The sequence below is a fragment of the Bradyrhizobium sp. BR 10261 genome (assembly GCF_019455395.1).
In the GTDB taxonomy this organism is placed as follows: domain Bacteria; phylum Pseudomonadota; class Alphaproteobacteria; order Rhizobiales; family Xanthobacteraceae; genus Bradyrhizobium; species Bradyrhizobium manausense.
The window spans coordinates 39,575-55,402 of the sequence record NZ_JACOFQ010000035.1; the positions used below are offsets into that span (position 1 = coordinate 39,575).

At 63.6% G+C, this 15,828-nt stretch carries 17 protein-coding genes; 9 read left to right on the forward strand and 8 right to left on the reverse strand.

All coding sequences use genetic code 11. The features are described from left to right. Nucleotides 1–13: 13 nt before the first annotated feature. The gene (locus tag HYH07_RS30725; RefSeq protein WP_220006030.1) at nt 14–520 is read right to left on the reverse strand and encodes a hypothetical protein; all 507 of its coding nucleotides are present in this window, start codon (nt 518–520) and stop codon (nt 14–16) included. A gap of 332 nt (nt 521–852) precedes the next feature. Here HYH07_RS30725 and HYH07_RS30730 point away from each other — a divergent pair, with 332 nt between their 5' ends. After that, on the forward strand, nt 853–1,839 hold the full coding sequence (locus HYH07_RS30730) for a L,D-transpeptidase family protein (protein WP_228749861.1): 987 nt from the start codon (nt 853–855) through the stop codon (nt 1,837–1,839). 44 nt (nt 1,840–1,883) lie between these two features. Here HYH07_RS30730 and HYH07_RS30735 read toward each other — a convergent pair whose 3' ends face one another. Continuing rightward, the gene (locus HYH07_RS30735) at nt 1,884–3,215 is read right to left on the reverse strand and encodes a TAXI family TRAP transporter solute-binding subunit (protein WP_220005981.1); all 1,332 of its coding nucleotides are present in this window, start codon (nt 3,213–3,215) and stop codon (nt 1,884–1,886) included. 135 nt (nt 3,216–3,350) lie between these two features. Then, nucleotides 3,351–4,409: a formylglycine-generating enzyme family protein gene (locus HYH07_RS30740; RefSeq protein WP_220005982.1), complete on the reverse strand. Its 1,059-nt coding sequence runs from the start codon at nt 4,407–4,409 to the stop codon at nt 3,351–3,353. A 491-nt stretch (nt 4,410–4,900) separates the two neighbouring features. On the opposite strand from HYH07_RS30740, the gene HYH07_RS30745 reads away from it, so the two are divergent. Continuing rightward, complete coding sequence (locus tag HYH07_RS30745; RefSeq protein WP_220005983.1) at nt 4,901–5,899, forward strand: helix-turn-helix domain-containing protein; 999 nt, start codon at nt 4,901–4,903, stop codon at nt 5,897–5,899. Between the two features lie 14 nt (nt 5,900–5,913). On the opposite strand, the gene HYH07_RS30750 is transcribed toward HYH07_RS30745, so the two are convergent. The 3 genes from HYH07_RS30750 to HYH07_RS30760 form a co-directional block, all read right to left on the reverse strand. Continuing rightward, nucleotides 5,914–6,219, reverse strand: a complete 306-nt coding sequence (locus HYH07_RS30750; protein ID WP_220005984.1) for a hypothetical protein — start codon at nt 6,217–6,219, stop codon at nt 5,914–5,916. A 78-nt stretch (nt 6,220–6,297) separates the two neighbouring features. Further along, a complete protein-coding gene (locus HYH07_RS30755) occupies nt 6,298–6,963 on the reverse strand; it encodes a helix-turn-helix domain-containing protein (protein WP_220005985.1) in 666 nt (221 codons plus the stop codon). A 258-nt stretch (nt 6,964–7,221) separates the two neighbouring features. After that, nucleotides 7,222–8,298 (reverse strand): methyl-accepting chemotaxis protein, encoded by a 1,077-nt coding sequence (locus tag HYH07_RS30760; RefSeq protein WP_220005986.1) that lies wholly within the window; start codon nt 8,296–8,298, stop codon nt 7,222–7,224. A gap of 283 nt (nt 8,299–8,581) precedes the next feature. Between HYH07_RS30760 and recJ the strand changes: the two genes are divergently transcribed. The 3 genes from recJ (at nt 8,582) to HYH07_RS30775 (ending at nt 12,222) form a co-directional block, all read left to right on the forward strand. After that, nucleotides 8,582–10,423, forward strand: coding sequence for a single-stranded-DNA-specific exonuclease RecJ (recJ, locus tag HYH07_RS30765; RefSeq protein WP_220005987.1), 1,842 nt, complete (start codon nt 8,582–8,584; stop codon nt 10,421–10,423). 101 nt (nt 10,424–10,524) lie between these two features. Beyond that, on the forward strand, nt 10,525–11,334 hold the full coding sequence (locus HYH07_RS30770) for an SDR family NAD(P)-dependent oxidoreductase (RefSeq protein ID WP_220005988.1): 810 nt from the start codon (nt 10,525–10,527) through the stop codon (nt 11,332–11,334). Between the two features lie 96 nt (nt 11,335–11,430). Next, complete coding sequence (locus HYH07_RS30775; protein WP_220005989.1) at nt 11,431–12,222, forward strand: aldolase; 792 nt, start codon at nt 11,431–11,433, stop codon at nt 12,220–12,222. Nucleotides 12,223–12,252: 30 nt separating this feature from the next. Here HYH07_RS30775 and HYH07_RS30780 read toward each other — a convergent pair whose 3' ends face one another. Beyond that, a complete protein-coding gene (locus HYH07_RS30780; RefSeq protein WP_220005990.1) occupies nt 12,253–13,485 on the reverse strand; it encodes a lytic murein transglycosylase in 1,233 nt (410 codons plus the stop codon). A 136-nt stretch (nt 13,486–13,621) separates the two neighbouring features. Here HYH07_RS30780 and HYH07_RS30785 point away from each other — a divergent pair, with 136 nt between their 5' ends. Beyond that, the gene (locus HYH07_RS30785) at nt 13,622–13,882 is read left to right on the forward strand and encodes a hypothetical protein (protein ID WP_057754638.1); all 261 of its coding nucleotides are present in this window, start codon (nt 13,622–13,624) and stop codon (nt 13,880–13,882) included. A 60-nt stretch (nt 13,883–13,942) separates the two neighbouring features. Then, nucleotides 13,943–14,194, forward strand: coding sequence for a hypothetical protein (locus HYH07_RS30790; protein WP_057754641.1), 252 nt, complete (start codon nt 13,943–13,945; stop codon nt 14,192–14,194). Nucleotides 14,195–14,230: 36 nt separating this feature from the next. Here HYH07_RS30790 and HYH07_RS30795 read toward each other — a convergent pair whose 3' ends face one another. Beyond that, nucleotides 14,231–14,755, reverse strand: a complete 525-nt coding sequence (locus HYH07_RS30795) for a MarR family transcriptional regulator (protein ID WP_220006029.1) — start codon at nt 14,753–14,755, stop codon at nt 14,231–14,233. A 54-nt stretch (nt 14,756–14,809) separates the two neighbouring features. Between HYH07_RS30795 and HYH07_RS30800 the strand changes: the two genes are divergently transcribed. Both HYH07_RS30800 and HYH07_RS30805 read left to right on the forward strand, forming a co-directional pair. Then, nucleotides 14,810–15,289, forward strand: a complete 480-nt coding sequence (locus tag HYH07_RS30800; protein WP_220005991.1) for a carboxymuconolactone decarboxylase family protein — start codon at nt 14,810–14,812, stop codon at nt 15,287–15,289. A 20-nt stretch (nt 15,290–15,309) separates the two neighbouring features. Next, on the forward strand, nt 15,310–15,807 hold the full coding sequence (locus tag HYH07_RS30805) for a cupin domain-containing protein (protein WP_220005992.1): 498 nt from the start codon (nt 15,310–15,312) through the stop codon (nt 15,805–15,807). Nucleotides 15,808–15,828: the final 21 nt, after the last annotated feature.

Genomic DNA, 15,828 nt, shown 5'->3' on the forward strand with positions numbered 1-15,828 from the left:
CTGGACTGAGACGCTACTGGCAGACGTGCATTAGGCCGTCACTACCTTTGAAGGTCGTGCCGGGATCGCAGACGATGCCATAGCGCGCCTTGTAGTCGGCCCAGCCGTTGTAGCCATACCAGGGGCCGTTCCCGTAATAGGCGCGCTGGAGGTAGAAGGGGCTGGTCTCCACCGGCCCGGTATAATAGGCGTTGGCCGCCAGTGTACCGCCGCGCCCGTAATAGCCGTTGTTGTAAGGCCAGCCCGTCGCTGCGGCGGCGGCGGCTGCCGTTCCGACCACGGCTGCGCCTGCGAGCCCGGCCCCAACGGCACCGGCGCCATAGCCGTAGTTGCCTCGCCGATACTGACGGCGTGCGACGCCGGCGACACTCACCGGAGTCAGCGGACGGCCGACGCGCGCTTGAGCGCTATCGATCGACAGCGCCGGGCCGCCGGACCCGGACCAGCTAAACGAAAGGAATGCCGCGCACACAAAGGTCGAGGCCCCGATTGCAACGTTTCTGATGTGCAGCTTGCTCATGGATTGGCTCCACGGTTTCCTGCCCATGGAAGCGGTGCTCTCCGTATCAACGCAGACGTTGCGCTAGATCAAGGTTCTTGCCGGGATTGCGCCTGCCTCGCGGAAAAATGCGTCGGGACAACGCAATCCAAAATCGGTAAGGAACTATTCCCCTATGTTTGGGAGCATGCTGGCCAGCAACGGCCGGCGCGCGGCCCGATCGCGCACGGCACCGCCTGCGATGCGGGGCGGGGTGTCGGCCGACCGGCCTTCGCGGTTCAGGAAAAACTGGAAACTTCCACCGCCGAGCCGAGTTGGCAATCCGACGAACCCGTCCATGTCGGAGCTCGAACATGCCTGCAATGAAGATGGCGCTCGCCGCCGCATGCTTCGCCCTGGCGGTGACACCGGCGCTCGCCGCGGGGATGGATGCGGCCGCCATCGCTTCCGCCGAGCCTTCGAAGAAGACCCTGTCGAACGACAAGCCGACCCCGGCGGGCGTTCGTCTGCAGGTCTTGCTGGACAGAGCCCATTTCTCGCCCGGCGAGATCGACGGCAAGTTCGGCGAGAACGCCAGGAAGGCGCTTCGCGCCTATGCGGAAGCGCGGCAATTGCCTGCTTCGGATCAAGTGACGGAAGACCTCTGGAAGGCGCTCCAGGCGGACGCGCGATCGCCGATGACAACCTACACCATCACCGACAAGGACGTCGCAGGCCCGTTCCTGCCCAAGCTTCCATCCAGGATGGAAGACATGAAAGATATTCCGAAGCTCGGCTACACCAGCCCGCGCGAGGAGCTGGCCGAGAGGTTTCACATGAGCGAGCAGCTGCTTGCGGCGCTCAATCCAGGGCATCACTTCGACCGCGCCGGCGAGACCATCGCCGTGGTCGACACCAGCGAGGGCACTGCGCCTGCCAGGGCCGACAGGGTCGAGATCGACAAGGTCAGGCAAACCGTGAAACTGTTCGACAAGTCCAATGCGCTGATCGGCTTCTATCCCGCGAGCGTCGGCAGCGAGGAAAAGCCGTCGCCGTCAGGCACGCTGAAGGTCACCGAGATCGATCCAAATCCGACCTATCGCTACAATCCCGCCTATCACTTCAAGGGCGTTCATTCCCGCAAACCCTTCAAGATTATGCCCGGCCCGAACAATCCGGTCGGCACGATGTGGATCAATCTGTCCGCCGACGGCTACGGCATCCACGGCACGCCCTCGCCGCAAAATATCTCAAAGGGACAGTCGCATGGCTGCGTGCGTCTGACCAATTGGGATGCCGAGCGGGTCGCGGCCAGCGTCACCAAGGGAACGCCAGTTGCCTTCGTGGATGGCTCGGGTTGATGCGGCAACGCGCGATGACAATTCATCCTAATTCTCGTCGCGCTTTAGGAATGGGCCGCACCCAGCGCGATCCTGCGGTCATGGATGAGGTTTTCCAGCCGGTGTGCTGCCACGTTGAGTGTTGCCGCATCGAGCGTGTTTTGGTCCTCATCAGCCCCGGCGCGCTGCGCGCGTAGCAGGTCATCGATCTGATCTTCGATTTCCAAAAGCTCTGCCTCACTGCTCGCCTGCCTGATCCTGCGTCCCAGCGCGTAGAGCGCATCAAGGGCCGGCTCCCTCGGCTTGTGTTCGCCCGACCGGAGAAATTGCCACAGCGCGGCGCCGATCGACGCCAGCGCGCCAAGCGCCATCGGCGCCAGGAAGATGGCATTGCTCCATTTGTCCAGGAAGCTCAGTTGGGTGCCGTTGTAGTACTCCGTGGCGCCGGCATGGACCGGGAGATAGGCGCCCGCATCGGTATCGGGGGCCTTGAACTGCGCAACGATCGGCCAATCCGGCAAGATATCCCGGCGCGCGGCGATCAGCGCTTTCGTGAGGTTGGCGATCAAGTCGTTATCGAGGCCCTTCTTGCCGGCCACGTAATAGGCCACACGCAGAGTGGTCACGTCGTCGTCGGGCACGGGAGGAGCCCCGCGCAACGTTCCCTTGGGGATGTCAAAACTCTCATAGGCGCGCTCTTTCTCGGCAATCGCTCCCGCATTCTCGATCGGGATCAGTACAGGGGCAGTCTTGGCATTCTGTGGGAACAGCCCGCGCACCAGTGCAAGATATTTCTCGCTGAGTGGCATGACGAAGAGCACTGCACGCACCTGCTTGCTCTCGAATGCGGCGCGGACCTCGTTCAAGGCCAGGCTCTTGAACACCACGTTGGCGCGGTCGAGGTTGTATGATCTGGTCAGGACGCTGACGATCTTCTGGTTGGTGTCGCCGGCAACGACGCCAACGGTCGCACGTTTCAGATCCGCGATCTCGGCAACGTTGGAGGAGGGGGGTGCCACGAGCATCGCCACCGCCTCGGCAAGCACCACAATGGCTTGAGCCTGCGAGAGGTCGCCGACGTCGCCACGCACCACGGCAAGATCGGTCTTGTCCGTCGCAAGCGCGGTTGCGGAATCGAGCGGCCCGCCGGTCTCGACGACCCTCAGCCGCACCGGCGCGTCGTTCACAGCAAGCCGGCTTGCGAGAGCCGACACGATTTTTGGCGCATCGCCATCGAGAGATCCGACCGCGATCGACAGCGTCACCGGCCGTACGTACCAGCGATAGGCGAGCAGGCCCACAGCGCCGGCGAGCACAATGAGCGCCATGACCAGAACGACACGAAGCCAGGCTGGCAGCCGGCTGGCATCAACGCCGAATTTCGAGAGATCGTCCATGACGATGCTGGTTCCGAAAGACAGATTGGACGCAGCATCGTCGTCCGGATGACCTATCGGTATTGATTTGTATCAAAACCAAGAGGCAGCCGTTTGCCTTCACAGTGGCAATGCGAGGTGATTTCCAGCGTCGCCTCAATGTGTGTTCTGCACCCAGGGGCGCCGCAGTTGCTTGCCTCCCTGTGTTGCACCAGATCCTTCCCGTTCGTGGTGAACGACCAGGGGCATCCGCACCACGCAGCGGAAGCCGATATGGCTGGTCGAGGTGTCGACCGGCTCGGCGTGGCGGGCAGCGGGACGGTAGCGGCGGCAATAATTGGGTGCACAGAGATGCGAGCCGCCCTTCAGGACCTTGCGCGGAATCCTGATGTCGGGGAGGTGAGGGTCGTAGCTTGAATCCTCGCGGCCGCCGCTGGGGTTTTGAGGAATGCAGCAGGGCTTTGCCGGGTCGGCCGCGTGCGCCGCCGACCACCAGTCCGACGTCCATTCCCAGACGTTGCCGATCATGTCGTGAAGACCGTAGCCGTTCGGCGGGAAGGCCAGCACCGGCGAGGTACGCTCGAACCCATCCTCGCCGAGATTCTGGACAGGGAAGTTGCCCTGCCAGATGTTGGCCATGTGCTTGCCGCCGGGCATCAGCGCATCGCCCCAGGCAAACTCTTCCCCCTCGAGGCCGCCGCGCGCAGCAAATTCCCACTCGGCTTCGGTCGGCAGGTCCTTGCCGGCCCACCGGGCAAAGGCCGATGCATCGCTATAGGAGACGTGTACGACCGGATGATCGTCGAGGTCTTTGATGTTGCTGCCGGGGCCATAGGGGTGGCGCCAATTAGCGCCGCGTACGAACGACCACCACTGGCTGCAGTCGGTGAGATCGGTGACGTGCGGCAGCGGCGAGAACACCAGCGATCCCGCGTAGAGCGTCTTTCTCAGTGCGACGGGATAGTCCTTCGCATCGGGCACGATCTCCGCTTCGGTGACATGGCCTGTTGCATCGACGAATTGCTTGAACTGCCTGACGGTAACAGGCGTGCGGTCGATCCAGAAGCCGTCAACGCAGACGCGGTGGCTCGGCGCCTCCTCGGGATAATGATGATCGGATCCCATGCGAAAGGTTGCGCCGGGAATGAAGACCATCTCGCCGGTATTTGCATCATCCGGCAACCATTCGCAGTGATCTGGATCCGCCCGCAGCATGGTGGAAATTCCGATACGCTTAGTCCATCTGACGCTACGGCGCAGACGCTGGCAGGCTTCGACGACGGCAAGTTGGACGCATTGTCTGGTCCCCTCCTATTTTTGGCGTTCGGGAGAGCACGACGCCTCATTGCGTCAAGATCTCTTTCCCATCGCGCGGACGCTCGCGAGCGGGCGGAAAATACTCTCGGCCTGCGCTAAGCCATCCGCAAAGCGCTTTTGATCGATATCGCTAAGGTTGAAAAAGGTATCCGAAGATCGCCCGGCTGTGATGTGCAGTTTGTGCCACGACGCGACACGCACACCGGGTAAGACGTAACGCCCCTCTCGTGAATCCGCGAAAGTGCAGCCAAGTGAGGCGGATTTGACGAGACGAATGTCGAAAGCGTTGGCCTCAACACGAAGTCAGATTGTCGCACCTACTTCGCGTTGTGGTAGTATTCCCTGGTCGCCTGCCGCAGAATAGTCGCGCTTCAGTAACAGGGTACGGCATGGAGCCATTCCTTCTGGTTGATTCGAAGCGGCTGGACGGTTTCGAAGGTCTTCACCAGGCCGTCCATGGCTCGCATGTCGACGTGATGCAACTCGGTCGCGGGCGATTGCGCGGAAGCTTGTCCCATGTCGGCATCGGCGATTTCTCGCTGAGCATCGGCGCGTTCAACGTCGGCATGCGGACCCAGCGTGTCGCGAGTGATGACAAGTTGATCATCGGAATGCTGCTGTCGGCCGAGGAACGCGTCGCGCACTGGTCGTTCGACATGCAGCTCAACGACGTGCTTGTGATCCCGCCATTAGTGGAGCATGACGGGGTTTTTCACGGCGCATCCGCTTATGCCGCCATGCGGTTCGATCTCAATGAGGTCTCCCGGCTGTTCGGCGGGGAAGCGCGGTTGAGCGATCCCGACACCTGGCGCAGCCGCGGCCATTTCCGTGCGGATACCGAGATCGGCGCGATCGCATCGCGCCGCCTGGTTCGCATCATGTCGCATTTGCGAACGCATAGCGGGGCGCTGACGCCAGCCACCGCCAATTTCTGGAAACGATCGATCGTCGATTGCATGGCGGCGAATGTCATGTCGTCGCTGCCGCCCGACGATGAGGGTTGGCTGCGGTCGGCAAGGCGGCTGATCCGTCGGGTCGAGGAGCATCTCGACACCGCCGGCAATCGCCCGGTGCATGTGTCGGAAATCTGCGCAGCGCTCGGCGTCTCGCGGCGTACTCTGCACCGCGCCTTTCAGGAGGTGTTCGGCCTCGGCCCGGTCAGCTTCCTCCGCCACAAGCGGCTCTGCGCGGTCCATTCGATCTTGCGCGATAGCGCGCCCGGCTCGGTCACCGTATCAGCCGTCGCGATGGAGCAGGGCTTTTATGAGCTCGGCCGGTTCGCGCAATATTACCAGGCGATGTTCGGGGAGCGCCCGTCGCAGACGCTCGGCGGGGTGACCTTGCTGGCTGACGGGGACGACGTCGCCACAGCCCAGCTGGACGGGTAGCTCCGCCGGCAGAATTACGCAGCCTGGCTGCTCAAGCCGACCGAAGCAAAGCAGCGCCCACGGACGTCGATCGGCGGCTTGCAAGCGTCCCCGATCCTGGGATTGACGACAGTCGGCGCCTGCGCGGGCACGCTGTCGTGCGCGTGAGATCTGCTCGGCTTGACGGGCATTCTGTCGCTCTTGGTTGCGCGAAGAACAATCTGGCGCGTGTCCGCCTGGTCTGATTCCGGGTTCCAAAGGGCATTCTGATAGACCGCAACCGAGCTGCTAATCCCCACCAGGTAGGTAAGGGAGTGCAATGTGAGCGTCTTGATGAGCATGACCATTCCTCCCATTGGCCTTGCAGAGATCTCAGCGGCTCTCGCCTCGGTCGAGCCGAGGCGACGTCCGCTGCAACATCAGGCGTCAAGCCTCGAAAGCCGGTTTCGATCAAGCACCTCGACGCGTCGTTGGGTTGTTCCGTCAAATCGCAAGATCCCGTCGTCTCGCAAGATCGACAGGGCGCGCGAGACGGTTTCGAGCGTCAGTCCGAGGTAGTCTGCAATGTCGCGACGCGTCATCGGCAGGTCCATGACTCTCGGATGTGCCAGCCGGTCGTCCATTTCGAGCAGGAATGCAGCGATCCTCTCCAGGGATGTCTTCCGCCCCAGGAGCAGCATGTGGTTCTCGGCGTGCTGAAGATTTTGTGTGACGAATCCGATCAGGTGCTTTGGTCCGGTGGCTCGATCGGGCATCGCGCCCAGGAGATTGCCTTGCGTCATGATGCGCACGTCAGTCTCGACGATGGCTTCAGCGGTAAAGCGATGGGTTTCGTTGTTCTCGAAACCGAACATGTCGCCGGGCAAATGAAACGCATTGATTTGGCGCCGACCGTCCGGAAGCAGCTTGTAGGTGCGCACCGCTCCGGAGTTGATCTGATAGACGTATTCCGCTTCCTCGCCCTCGCCGAAAATCTCGCTGCCTCTGCGATAGCTGAACTCGCTGCAGAACGCGCGATCGCCGGCAACGGCAGCCAAATGCCCATCGATCGGACGGCGCTGCGCGGTATTGATTCTGACCAGCATGAGCCAACCTCCCGTTATTTTCGGGAATAATTGGCAGAGACGGCCGTGCCGGACTTGATAGAGCGCAAACTGGAGGCGACCTAGGTATTTATCCGTAGGCAGAGGAGGTCTCAGACCTCGCGTTGATCGCCGGGCGGCAGTGTTTTGCCCGACGTGTCAAATGGCAAACGCAAGCCTTCGTGGAACCGGCACGCTCTACTGTGCATGGGGTTGTTTTCACGATTTGGATGGAGCAGCCGGGACACCTGGCCCAGCCCCTCACGCCCCGCAAACGATGACGCCGTACCAACCGAGCCCCCGATAGGTCTCGTAGCCCGGCGTCGCGTGGAAGGCGATCATCGCGCCTGTCCGGTCATTGTAGAAGCCGGAGCGCTGGCCGTCGAGCGAGAGCGGGATACGCTCGCTCAGGATGCCCTGACCGTCGGAGGCGGCGATGACGCGGAAATGCGAGTCGACCAGCAGCACGCGGGCCTTGTCGCTGTCGCCGACGCGCACGCCTTGCACGATCGCGCGCGCCTGCGGCTCCCAGTCGAAATGGATGGCGAGGACGCCAAGCGGCGCGCCGTGGGCCTCTCCGCCGGCGCGGACGCTGGCGCAGTAAGTTGCGACCTGGGCGTTGCCGAGCAGCGGCTGGTTCTCGATGTCGCCGGCGACATAATCGTCACCGGAGCGCAAGGCTTTCGCCTCGCGAAACCATTTGGTGTGGGCGACGTTCTGGCCGACGACGCGAAAGCGATCCGCGCGGCCATTGGCGATGACATTGCCGTCGAGGTCGCAGAGCCAGAGGTCGAGGTAAACGGTGTAGGCGCCGAGGATGACGCCGAGGCGCTGGGAGGCATGGGTGACCGCGGCAGGGGCGGGCGAGGCGGCACAATCGACCACGGCGGAATCGGTCGCCCACCAGCGCACGTCGCAGGTGCGCTCATAGAGGTTGCGATCGATCAGCTCGATCGCGTTCAGCGACAGATCCATCATGCGCTCGCCGCGCGAGCGCTGGCTCATGCGCTCGATCGAGGCGACGAGATCGCCGGTGCGCTTGGTCAGCTGGGTCTCGAGCTCGCGCGCGATGGTCTCGACCTGCTGGCCGACGCCGCGCACCTCCTGCGCCACCACCGCAAAGCCCGCGCCTTGGGCGCCGGCCCGCGAGCTTTCGATCAGCGCGTTCAGCGCCAGCATCTTCATCTGGTTGGTGATCTGCTGGATCGACTTGGTCTTGTCGACCGCGATCTGGTTGACCTCCGCGGTCAGGCGGTTGATCAACGCAGAGATATCGGAATCGTCGTCGGCGGGTTCGGTGGTAACCGGTTTGGTTTTCAGACCCAGCGCAGCAGACATCGGGGACTTCCCTTGGCAATGAGGTCTTGATCTGCAATGAACCCGGAACAATCAACTACAGATCGAATACAATTCTTTTTCGAGGATTCCGCCTAACGCCTGCTTAATTTGCTGTTCGGTGGAATGCCTAAATGGTAGTCACTCCGGCCGGTTGGGCAGCCATCCACCGCTTTGTGCGGCCGGGCCGTTGCAAATCCCCAGGGATTGCTGGCCAATCCCTCGAGACGTGACCGGACCTTCGCGATCAGCCGGGGTCCCGAGTTCCCAACAGCCAGCACTCGCCATGACGCCGCCCACCACCGCCTTGCCCGTCGAGATGCCTCAGGGCTTCCTGGGCGTGGCGCGTTCGCTCACCGACAAGCTCTGGCGCGACCGGCTGGACGCAAGAGGGGCGGCCAAGGCGCTTGCCATCGTGCAGCAGCATCAGCTGCCGGAACTGCTGGCGCGGGTGCTGGCCGGCCGCGGTGTCGACATCGATGCCGTTCCTGATTTCCTCGATCCGACCATCCGAAAGCTGCTGCCGGACCCGTTCACGGTGACGGAGATGGAGGCGGCCGCAAAGCGCATCGCCGATGCCGCCGCGAAGGGCGAGACCGTCGCGATCTTCGGCGATTACGACGTCGACGGCGCGACCTCTGCTGCGCTGCTGGCCTGGCACCTGCGCCATTGCGGGCTCGACCCGCTGATCCACATTCCCGACCGCATCTTTGAGGGCTATGGCCCTAACGTGGAAGCAGTTCGCGGGCTCGCGGCCAAGGGCGCCACGCTGCTCGTCACGGTCGATTGCGGCACCACCAGCATCGAGCCGCTCGCTGAAGCAAAACGGCTGGGCATGTCCGTGGTGGTGATCGATCATCATCAGGCCGGCACGGAGCTGCCGGAGGTCGATGCGCTGGTCAATCCGAACCGGCTCGACGATCTCTCCGGGCTTGGGCATCTTGCTGCGGTCGGCCTCGTGCTGGTCACGCTGGTCGCGGTCAACAGGGAGCTGCGCCAGCGCGGCTTCTGGAACGCGGGGATGCCCGAGCCCGATTTGCTCGGCATGCTGCACCACGTCGCGCTCGGCACCGTCGCGGATGTGGCTCCGTTGATCGGGCTGAACCGCGCTTTCGTCGCCAAGGGGCTGATCGCGATGCGGCGGCGGGACCATGTCGGCCACACGGCGCTGATGGATGTGGCGCGGCTCAACGGCCCGCCCGAAGCCTGGCATCTCGGCTTCATGCTGGGACCGCGCGTCAATGCCGGCGGCCGTATCGGCCGCGCCGATCTCGGCGTGCGGCTACTGCTCGAGGGCGATAGCGTTGAGGCCGCGCGGATCGCCGCCGAGCTCGACCGCCTCAACAGCGAACGCCGGCTGATCGAACAGGCCGCTGAAGCGCAGGCCGAAGCCGAGGCGCTCGCCTCGATCGGGCTGGAGGACAAGCTCGCCGTCATCGTCACTGCGTCCGAGGGTTGGCATCCCGGCGTGGTCGGCCTCGTTGCCTCGCGGCTCAAGGAGAAGTTCTCGCGGCCCGCCTTTGCGATCGCGCTCGAGCCCGGCGGCATCGGCACCGGCTCGGGACGCTCGATTGCCGGCGTCGATCTTGGCAAGGTGGTGCGGCAGGCCGTAGCTGACGGCCTTCTGCTGAAGGGCGGCGGCCACGCGATGGCCGCTGGCGTGACCCTTCGAAAGGAGAAGCTCGCCGAATTCCGTGCCTATCTCGAAAACGCACTGGCGCAGGACGTCGCCGAAGCACGCCACGTCAACGAGCTCGATATCGATGGCGCGGTCTCGGCGCGCGCGGTGACGACGGAGCTTGCGAGCACGCTTAATCGTGCCGGACCGTTTGGGAGCGGCAATCCCGAGCCGGTGCTGGCGCTGCCGGCGCATCAGCTCGTCTTTGCCGAGGAGGTCGGGCAGGCGCACTTAAGGCTGCGCTTCAAGTCCGGCGACGGCGCGATCGTCAATGGCATCGCGTTCCGTTCGGTCGGGCAGAAGCTGGGCCATGCGCTTCTCGCCAATCGCGGCCAGCAATTGCATGTCGCGGGATCATTGTCAGTCGATCGCTACCAGGGCGCCGAGCGCGTGCAATTCCGCGTCATCGACGTCGCGCTTCCGGACCAGGGGCCATCCGTGATTAGGTAGCGCATGGTCCGGAAAGTGCGAAGCCGTTTTCCGGCAAGATCGTGCGCAGAAATAAATCGCCTCAAACAATAAACCTCGTAACAACAAAAAAGGGAGTGAACATGGCAGGGCAGGTTGAGGGCAAGATAGCGCTGGTGACGGGCGGCGCCTCAGGCATTGGCGAGGCAATCGTCGAGCTGTTTGCGCGCGAAGGCGCGACCGTCGTCATCACCGACATCGACGAATTGCGCGGCCCCGAACTCGCCACGCGTGTGACAAAGGCCGGCGGCCAAGCGATCTTCCTGGAGCAGGATGTCAGCAGCGAAGAGCGCTGGATCGAAATCGCAGCCGAGATCGCCAGGCGCTACGGCCGGCTCGATGTGCTCGTTCCCAATGCCGGCATCGGCATCCACGTATCCTCGATCGTCGACATGACCCTCTCTGACTGGCGCAAGCAGAACGCGATCAATCTTGACGGCGTGTTTCTCTCGGTGAAGCATTGCCTGCCGCTGATGCGCAAGCATGGCGGCGGTTCGATCGTCATGATGTCCTCGCTGGCGGGGCTGCGCGGTGCGCCTGGATTGTCGGCCTATTCGGCGACCAAGGGCGGCGTCCGGCTGTTCGCCAAATCGATCGCGATGGAGTGCGCGGCCGCCGGCGACGGAATCCGCGTCAATTCGGTTCATCCCGGGATCATTGACACGCCGATCTGGGGCAAGATCCCGACCGGAGCGACCGGCGCCGGCCAGAATGCGCCTATCGATCCGGAGGAGCGCGCCAAGGTGGCGACACCGCTCGGCCGCGCCGGCCAGGCCGCGGAGATCGCCTCCGGTGTGCTGTATCTGGCGTCAGATGCCTCGCGCTACGTCACCGGCAGCGAGCTCGTGATCGATGGCGGCATGAATGCCGGCGGAGTGCCGCGGCGGGCGTGAAAGGCGCAGGGCAGGGCGGCGGCCGCAGGGGCTGACGCGCAGGCGTCGGCGCTGTAAAACGCTGCCGTCTCACGCTCGAAAGAGGTCTCCTTCGCCATGGCGCACAGCCTTCACGCCTCCTCACCTGCAGCCGTTCGCTCGAACCGGCCAGACCTTGCGACCGACGCGATCCGCACCGCGCGCGAGGATCTCGCCGCTTGCTTCCGCATGGCTGCGCGTAACGGCTTTGAGGAAGGCATCTGCAATCACTTCTCGGCCGTGGTGCCGGGGCACGATGATCTCTTCCTCGTCAATCCTTACGGCTACGCCTTTCGGGAGCTGACGGCGTCAAAGCTTCTGATCTGCGATTTCCACGGCCACGTGCTCGACGGCGAAGGTGAGCCCGAGGCAACCGCGTTCTACATTCATGCCGAGATGCACAAGCGCCTGCCGCGCGCCAAGGTCGCGTTCCACACCCACATGCCTTATGCGACCGCGCTGTCGATGACCGAGGGCGATCCCTTGATCTGGGCGGGTCAGACCGCGCTGAAATTCTACGGGCGCACCGCCGTCGACCGCGACTACAACGGCCTTGCGCTTGATAACCGCGAGGGCGCGCGCATCGCGTCGGCCGTGGGCGATGCCGACATCGTCTTTATGAAGCATCACGGCGTGATGGTGCTGGCGCCGACCATCGCGGAAGCGTGGGACGATCTCTACTACCTCGAGCGCGCCGCCGAAGTGCAGGTGCTGGCGATGTCGACGGGACGCAAGGTGTTGCCCGTCGATCCCGCGATTGCGGCCGCGACCTACCAACAAATGCGAGAGGGCGATTCCGAATCCGCCCGGTCGCATCTCGCCGCGATCCGCCGTCAGCTCGACGCGGAAGAGCCGCAGTACAGGCACTAGCGATAGTCGCGTAGCCCGGATCGAGCGCCACTACGATCCCTGCCGCAGCTTCGCCAGCACCTTCAGCCCGCCGTAGCCGTCGGCGGGCGTGATCCCGGCGTGCAGCTGGAAATCCTTGATCGCCTTCATCGTGTCGTTGCCGACGCGACCATCGGTGCCGCCGGTGTCGAAACCGGCCTTGGTCAGCCGCGTCTGCATCTCCTGCACCTCGGCAAGCGTCAGCACGCGCTCGGAGCCGGGGAAAGGCTGGATGAAGGGTGGCGCGCCGAGGCAGCGGTCGCCGAGATGGCAGATCGCGAGCGCATAATTCATCGAGGGATTGTAGCTCTTCACCGCATAGAAGTTCGGCCCCAGCAGGAAGGTCGGCCCGCCCGCGACCGGCGTCCATATCTGGGCGGTTGCATTTGGCTGCGGGAACGGCTGGCCATCGGCGCGGGTGACGCCAGCCGCCTGCCACGCCGCATAGGTGCGGCTGCCGCTCATCTCGCCGGACGGACGGACCTCATAACCCCAATGCTCGCCACGGCGCCATTTGCCGCGATTGACGAGATATTTTGCCGTCGATCCCAGCGCGTCGTCGGGCTTGCCGAACGGCGAGACCTTGCCGTCGCCGTCATAATCGATGCCGACATTGAGCCAGACCTCCGGCATCCATTGCGAATTCCCCATCGCGCCGGCCCAGGAGCCGCGCATCTCTTCGGGCGTGCTCCAGCCCTTGTCGACGATGCGCAGCGCATTGATGAGCTCGGCCTCCCAATAGGCCTTGCGCCGCGGCTCATTCCAGGCAAGCGCAGCAAGCGAGGGAAACACCGGCGTCATGTGGTTCTGCTGCACCAGCGGATCGCCGTAAGCGGACTCGACGCCCCACAGCGCCAGCAGCGTGCCGCGCTCGACGCCGAAATCACGTTCGATGCGCGCGAACAGCGCCTCGTTGTTCTTCAGCGCGATCTTGCCGTTGATGATGCGCCAGTCGGAGACGCGACGATTGATATATTGCCAGACCTGCTCGTGAAACTCCGGCTGGTTGCGCATTTGCCTGAACACGCTCATGTCGGGTTCGATCCGCGCCATCGCGCGTTGCCACGTCGCGGCCGAGATGCCTTTTGCCATGGCGCGTACGCGAAAACCTTCGCGCCATTCATCGAAGCCGGGCGGCGACGCTAGCAGCTGGGTCGGCACGAAGAGCAGCGTCGATGCGCTAAGCGTGGATTGGAGCAGGGCGCGGCGGGTGACGCGATTGTCTGAGGAATCAGCTTGTTTCATAGGTGCATTGTAGCCGGAATCACGCTGCTGTGGGCGGTTCCAGGAACATGAACGGCTCCTCCTCAGCGCCCATGTTCCGTCCGGAACAAACTGTCGCAGGCTCGCATTCTCTTCGCACAACACCGAGGAGAACGAGATGAGGAAATATCTGTTTGCAGCTGCCATGGTCACGGCTATTGCGGCCCCGGCTTTCGCGGATGAGGTCGGCGTTCACGTTGGCCCCGTCGGTGCCGGCGTGACGGTCGGCGAGTCCCACGAGTATCGCGACCGCGACCGCGATCGCGATCGGACCACCATCGTCAAGGAGCGTGAGCCCGCGGACCGCACCACCGTCATCAAGAAGGAAGATGAATTCGGCAACCGCAGCAAGACCGTGATTCATCACGACAACGATTGACACAGCAGGGCCCCGGCCGACCGCCGGGGCCCGCCTTTCTCAACGAGATTTTGGGGTGGAATGAAGATACGCGCGCATGCGGAAAGCCATGTCGTCGAGCTCGACGATGGATCCTGCTGGCAGATTTTTCCTGGTGATCTCGCGACAACGCTGAGCTGGAAACCGGAAACCGAGCTGCACCTGGCGCCCAGCGGGGACCGGGTGAGCTCGCATGTGCTGGTCAATGGCACGGATCAAAGCCGAGTCCGCGTGATCGCCGCCGGCGAAGACTGGCCCGACGGTGAAGTTAAGAAAGTGTTGAAGGGCGGATAGGCCACAGCTGCGCGTGGCCGGATATCCCAGCCTACCTTAGTCCTCCTGCAACTCCGTCGCGACGTTGGCGAGCCAGCGGCGAATGCTTGCCTCCGCCTTGGCATCGAGGCTACTGGCCAGACGCTTCTCCAACCCAATCACGCGCTCTCTGCAAGCCTTCAGGAGTGTCGATCCGCGCGATGTCAGCGTCCATTGCTGGATACGGCCATGGACGGGATGCGGTGTCATCACAATCGCGCCGTCGCGCTCGAGGTTTCGGATGATCACGCCGACGGTCTGCGGTGTCAGGAAGGTGAGGCGGGCGACATCCGCGCCAGACAGGCCCGGATAGGCGTTCAGCATGGTCAGCACGGCGAATTGTGGCGAGGTCACACCGAGATCAGCCAGTGTCCGCTCCATCTTCAGCCGGACGGCAGCGTGGGCCTGGCGCAGCAGGTAGCCAAGATAGCCCTGCTCGCCGCGCTTGCCCTCGCCGGGCGCGGGAACGCGCACCGCGACCTCCTCGCCGGATGCCCGCCGCTCCGGTTTCGATTTCGTGATGCTGGCCGGCTTGCGCATAATATACGAGCTCTTATAAGATATAAGTAGTCTTACAATATCACGAGGCGAACTGCAATGTCACACGCGCGCAGCGAATACGAGGATTTCAAGCGGGTCGCGCCCGATGCGTATGATCTGGTGCTGGCACTCGGTCAGGTCGCGGCGAAGGCCGGGCTCGACAAGCAACTGCTCGAGCTGGTCAAGTTGCGCGCCTCGCAAATCAATGGTTGCGCTTTTTGTGTGCAGCATCACGTTCTTCTCTCGGAGCGGCTCGGGATACCTGCGGACAAGCTCCACCTGGTCGCCGTCTGGCGCGAGGCACCGATCTATTCCGCGCGCGAGCGTGCCGCGCTGGCTTGGGCCGAGGCTCTGACCCTGCTGCCCGATCGCTTCGACGACCAGGTCTACGACGAGGTGCAGCGCGAATTCTCCGAGGCCGAACTGATGTACCTGACGTCGGCCATTGCCTCGATCAATGTCTGGAACCGTTTTGGCGCGGCCTTTCGCTGGACGCCGCCGAAGCGGCAGGTTGCGGCCAATGCCGCAGCATCCTGAGTCAAGCGAGGAAAATGACCATGACGGCTTTGAGTTTGGCGGCCGCGCCGCGTCAATCGCGCTCGATGGTTTTGGCCATCGTCGGCGGGCTTGCTTGTGCATTCGCGATTGGAAAGGCGGTGCCGGTGACGATGGATACGGTCTCAGGCGCGCTTTCGCCGCTCTGTGCGACCGCCGCAGAAAGCTCGCCGCTCGACAAGGTCGAGCCGATCGGCTCTTACGCGCTGCCCAATGTGCCGGGCAAACGCGTCACCATCGTGCGCGTGTTCTACGGTCCCGGCGGGTTTTCGCGGCCGCACCGGCATGCGGGTTCAGTGACCGCTTACATCACCAAGGGCGCGATCCGCTCCCAGCTCGGTGGCGGTCCGGTCGAGACGTTCGGCGTCGGGCAGTCCTTCTTCGAGCCGCCGGGCGCGACGCATCTGGTCTCCGCAAATGCCAGCATCACGGAGCCTGCCGAACTGATCGCCGTGTTCGTGGCGGATGAGGGCGCCGAGCTGACCACGTATCTGGAGTGACCACCGTGGTCCGGATGTCGT

Coding starts and splice junctions, on each gene's coding strand:
- HYH07_RS30725 (WP_220006030.1), bottom strand. CDS start 520: ATGAGCAAGCTGCACATCAGAAACGTTGCAATCGGGGCCTCGACCTTT.
- HYH07_RS30785 (WP_057754638.1), top strand. CDS start 13,622: ATGAGGAAATATCTGTTTGCAGCTGCCATGGTCACGGCTATTGCGGCC.
- HYH07_RS30775 (WP_220005989.1), top strand. CDS start 11,431: ATGGCGCACAGCCTTCACGCCTCCTCACCTGCAGCCGTTCGCTCGAAC.
- HYH07_RS30730 (WP_228749861.1), top strand. CDS start 853: ATGCCTGCAATGAAGATGGCGCTCGCCGCCGCATGCTTCGCCCTGGCG.
- HYH07_RS30735 (WP_220005981.1), bottom strand. CDS start 3,215: ATGGACGATCTCTCGAAATTCGGCGTTGATGCCAGCCGGCTGCCAGCC.
- HYH07_RS30760 (WP_220005986.1), bottom strand. CDS start 8,298: ATGTCTGCTGCGCTGGGTCTGAAAACCAAACCGGTTACCACCGAACCC.
- HYH07_RS30790 (WP_057754641.1), top strand. CDS start 13,943: ATGAAGATACGCGCGCATGCGGAAAGCCATGTCGTCGAGCTCGACGAT.
- HYH07_RS30755 (WP_220005985.1), bottom strand. CDS start 6,963: ATGCTGGTCAGAATCAATACCGCGCAGCGCCGTCCGATCGATGGGCAT.
- HYH07_RS30740 (WP_220005982.1), bottom strand. CDS start 4,409: ATGCTGCGGGCGGATCCAGATCACTGCGAATGGTTGCCGGATGATGCA.
- HYH07_RS30800 (WP_220005991.1), top strand. CDS start 14,810: ATGTCACACGCGCGCAGCGAATACGAGGATTTCAAGCGGGTCGCGCCC.
- HYH07_RS30745 (WP_220005983.1), top strand. CDS start 4,901: ATGGAGCCATTCCTTCTGGTTGATTCGAAGCGGCTGGACGGTTTCGAA.
- HYH07_RS30805 (WP_220005992.1), top strand. CDS start 15,310: ATGACGGCTTTGAGTTTGGCGGCCGCGCCGCGTCAATCGCGCTCGATG.
- HYH07_RS30770 (WP_220005988.1), top strand. CDS start 10,525: ATGGCAGGGCAGGTTGAGGGCAAGATAGCGCTGGTGACGGGCGGCGCC.
- HYH07_RS30780 (WP_220005990.1), bottom strand. CDS start 13,485: ATGAAACAAGCTGATTCCTCAGACAATCGCGTCACCCGCCGCGCCCTG.
- recJ (WP_220005987.1), top strand. CDS start 8,582: ATGACGCCGCCCACCACCGCCTTGCCCGTCGAGATGCCTCAGGGCTTC.
- HYH07_RS30750 (WP_220005984.1), bottom strand. CDS start 6,219: ATGCTCATCAAGACGCTCACATTGCACTCCCTTACCTACCTGGTGGGG.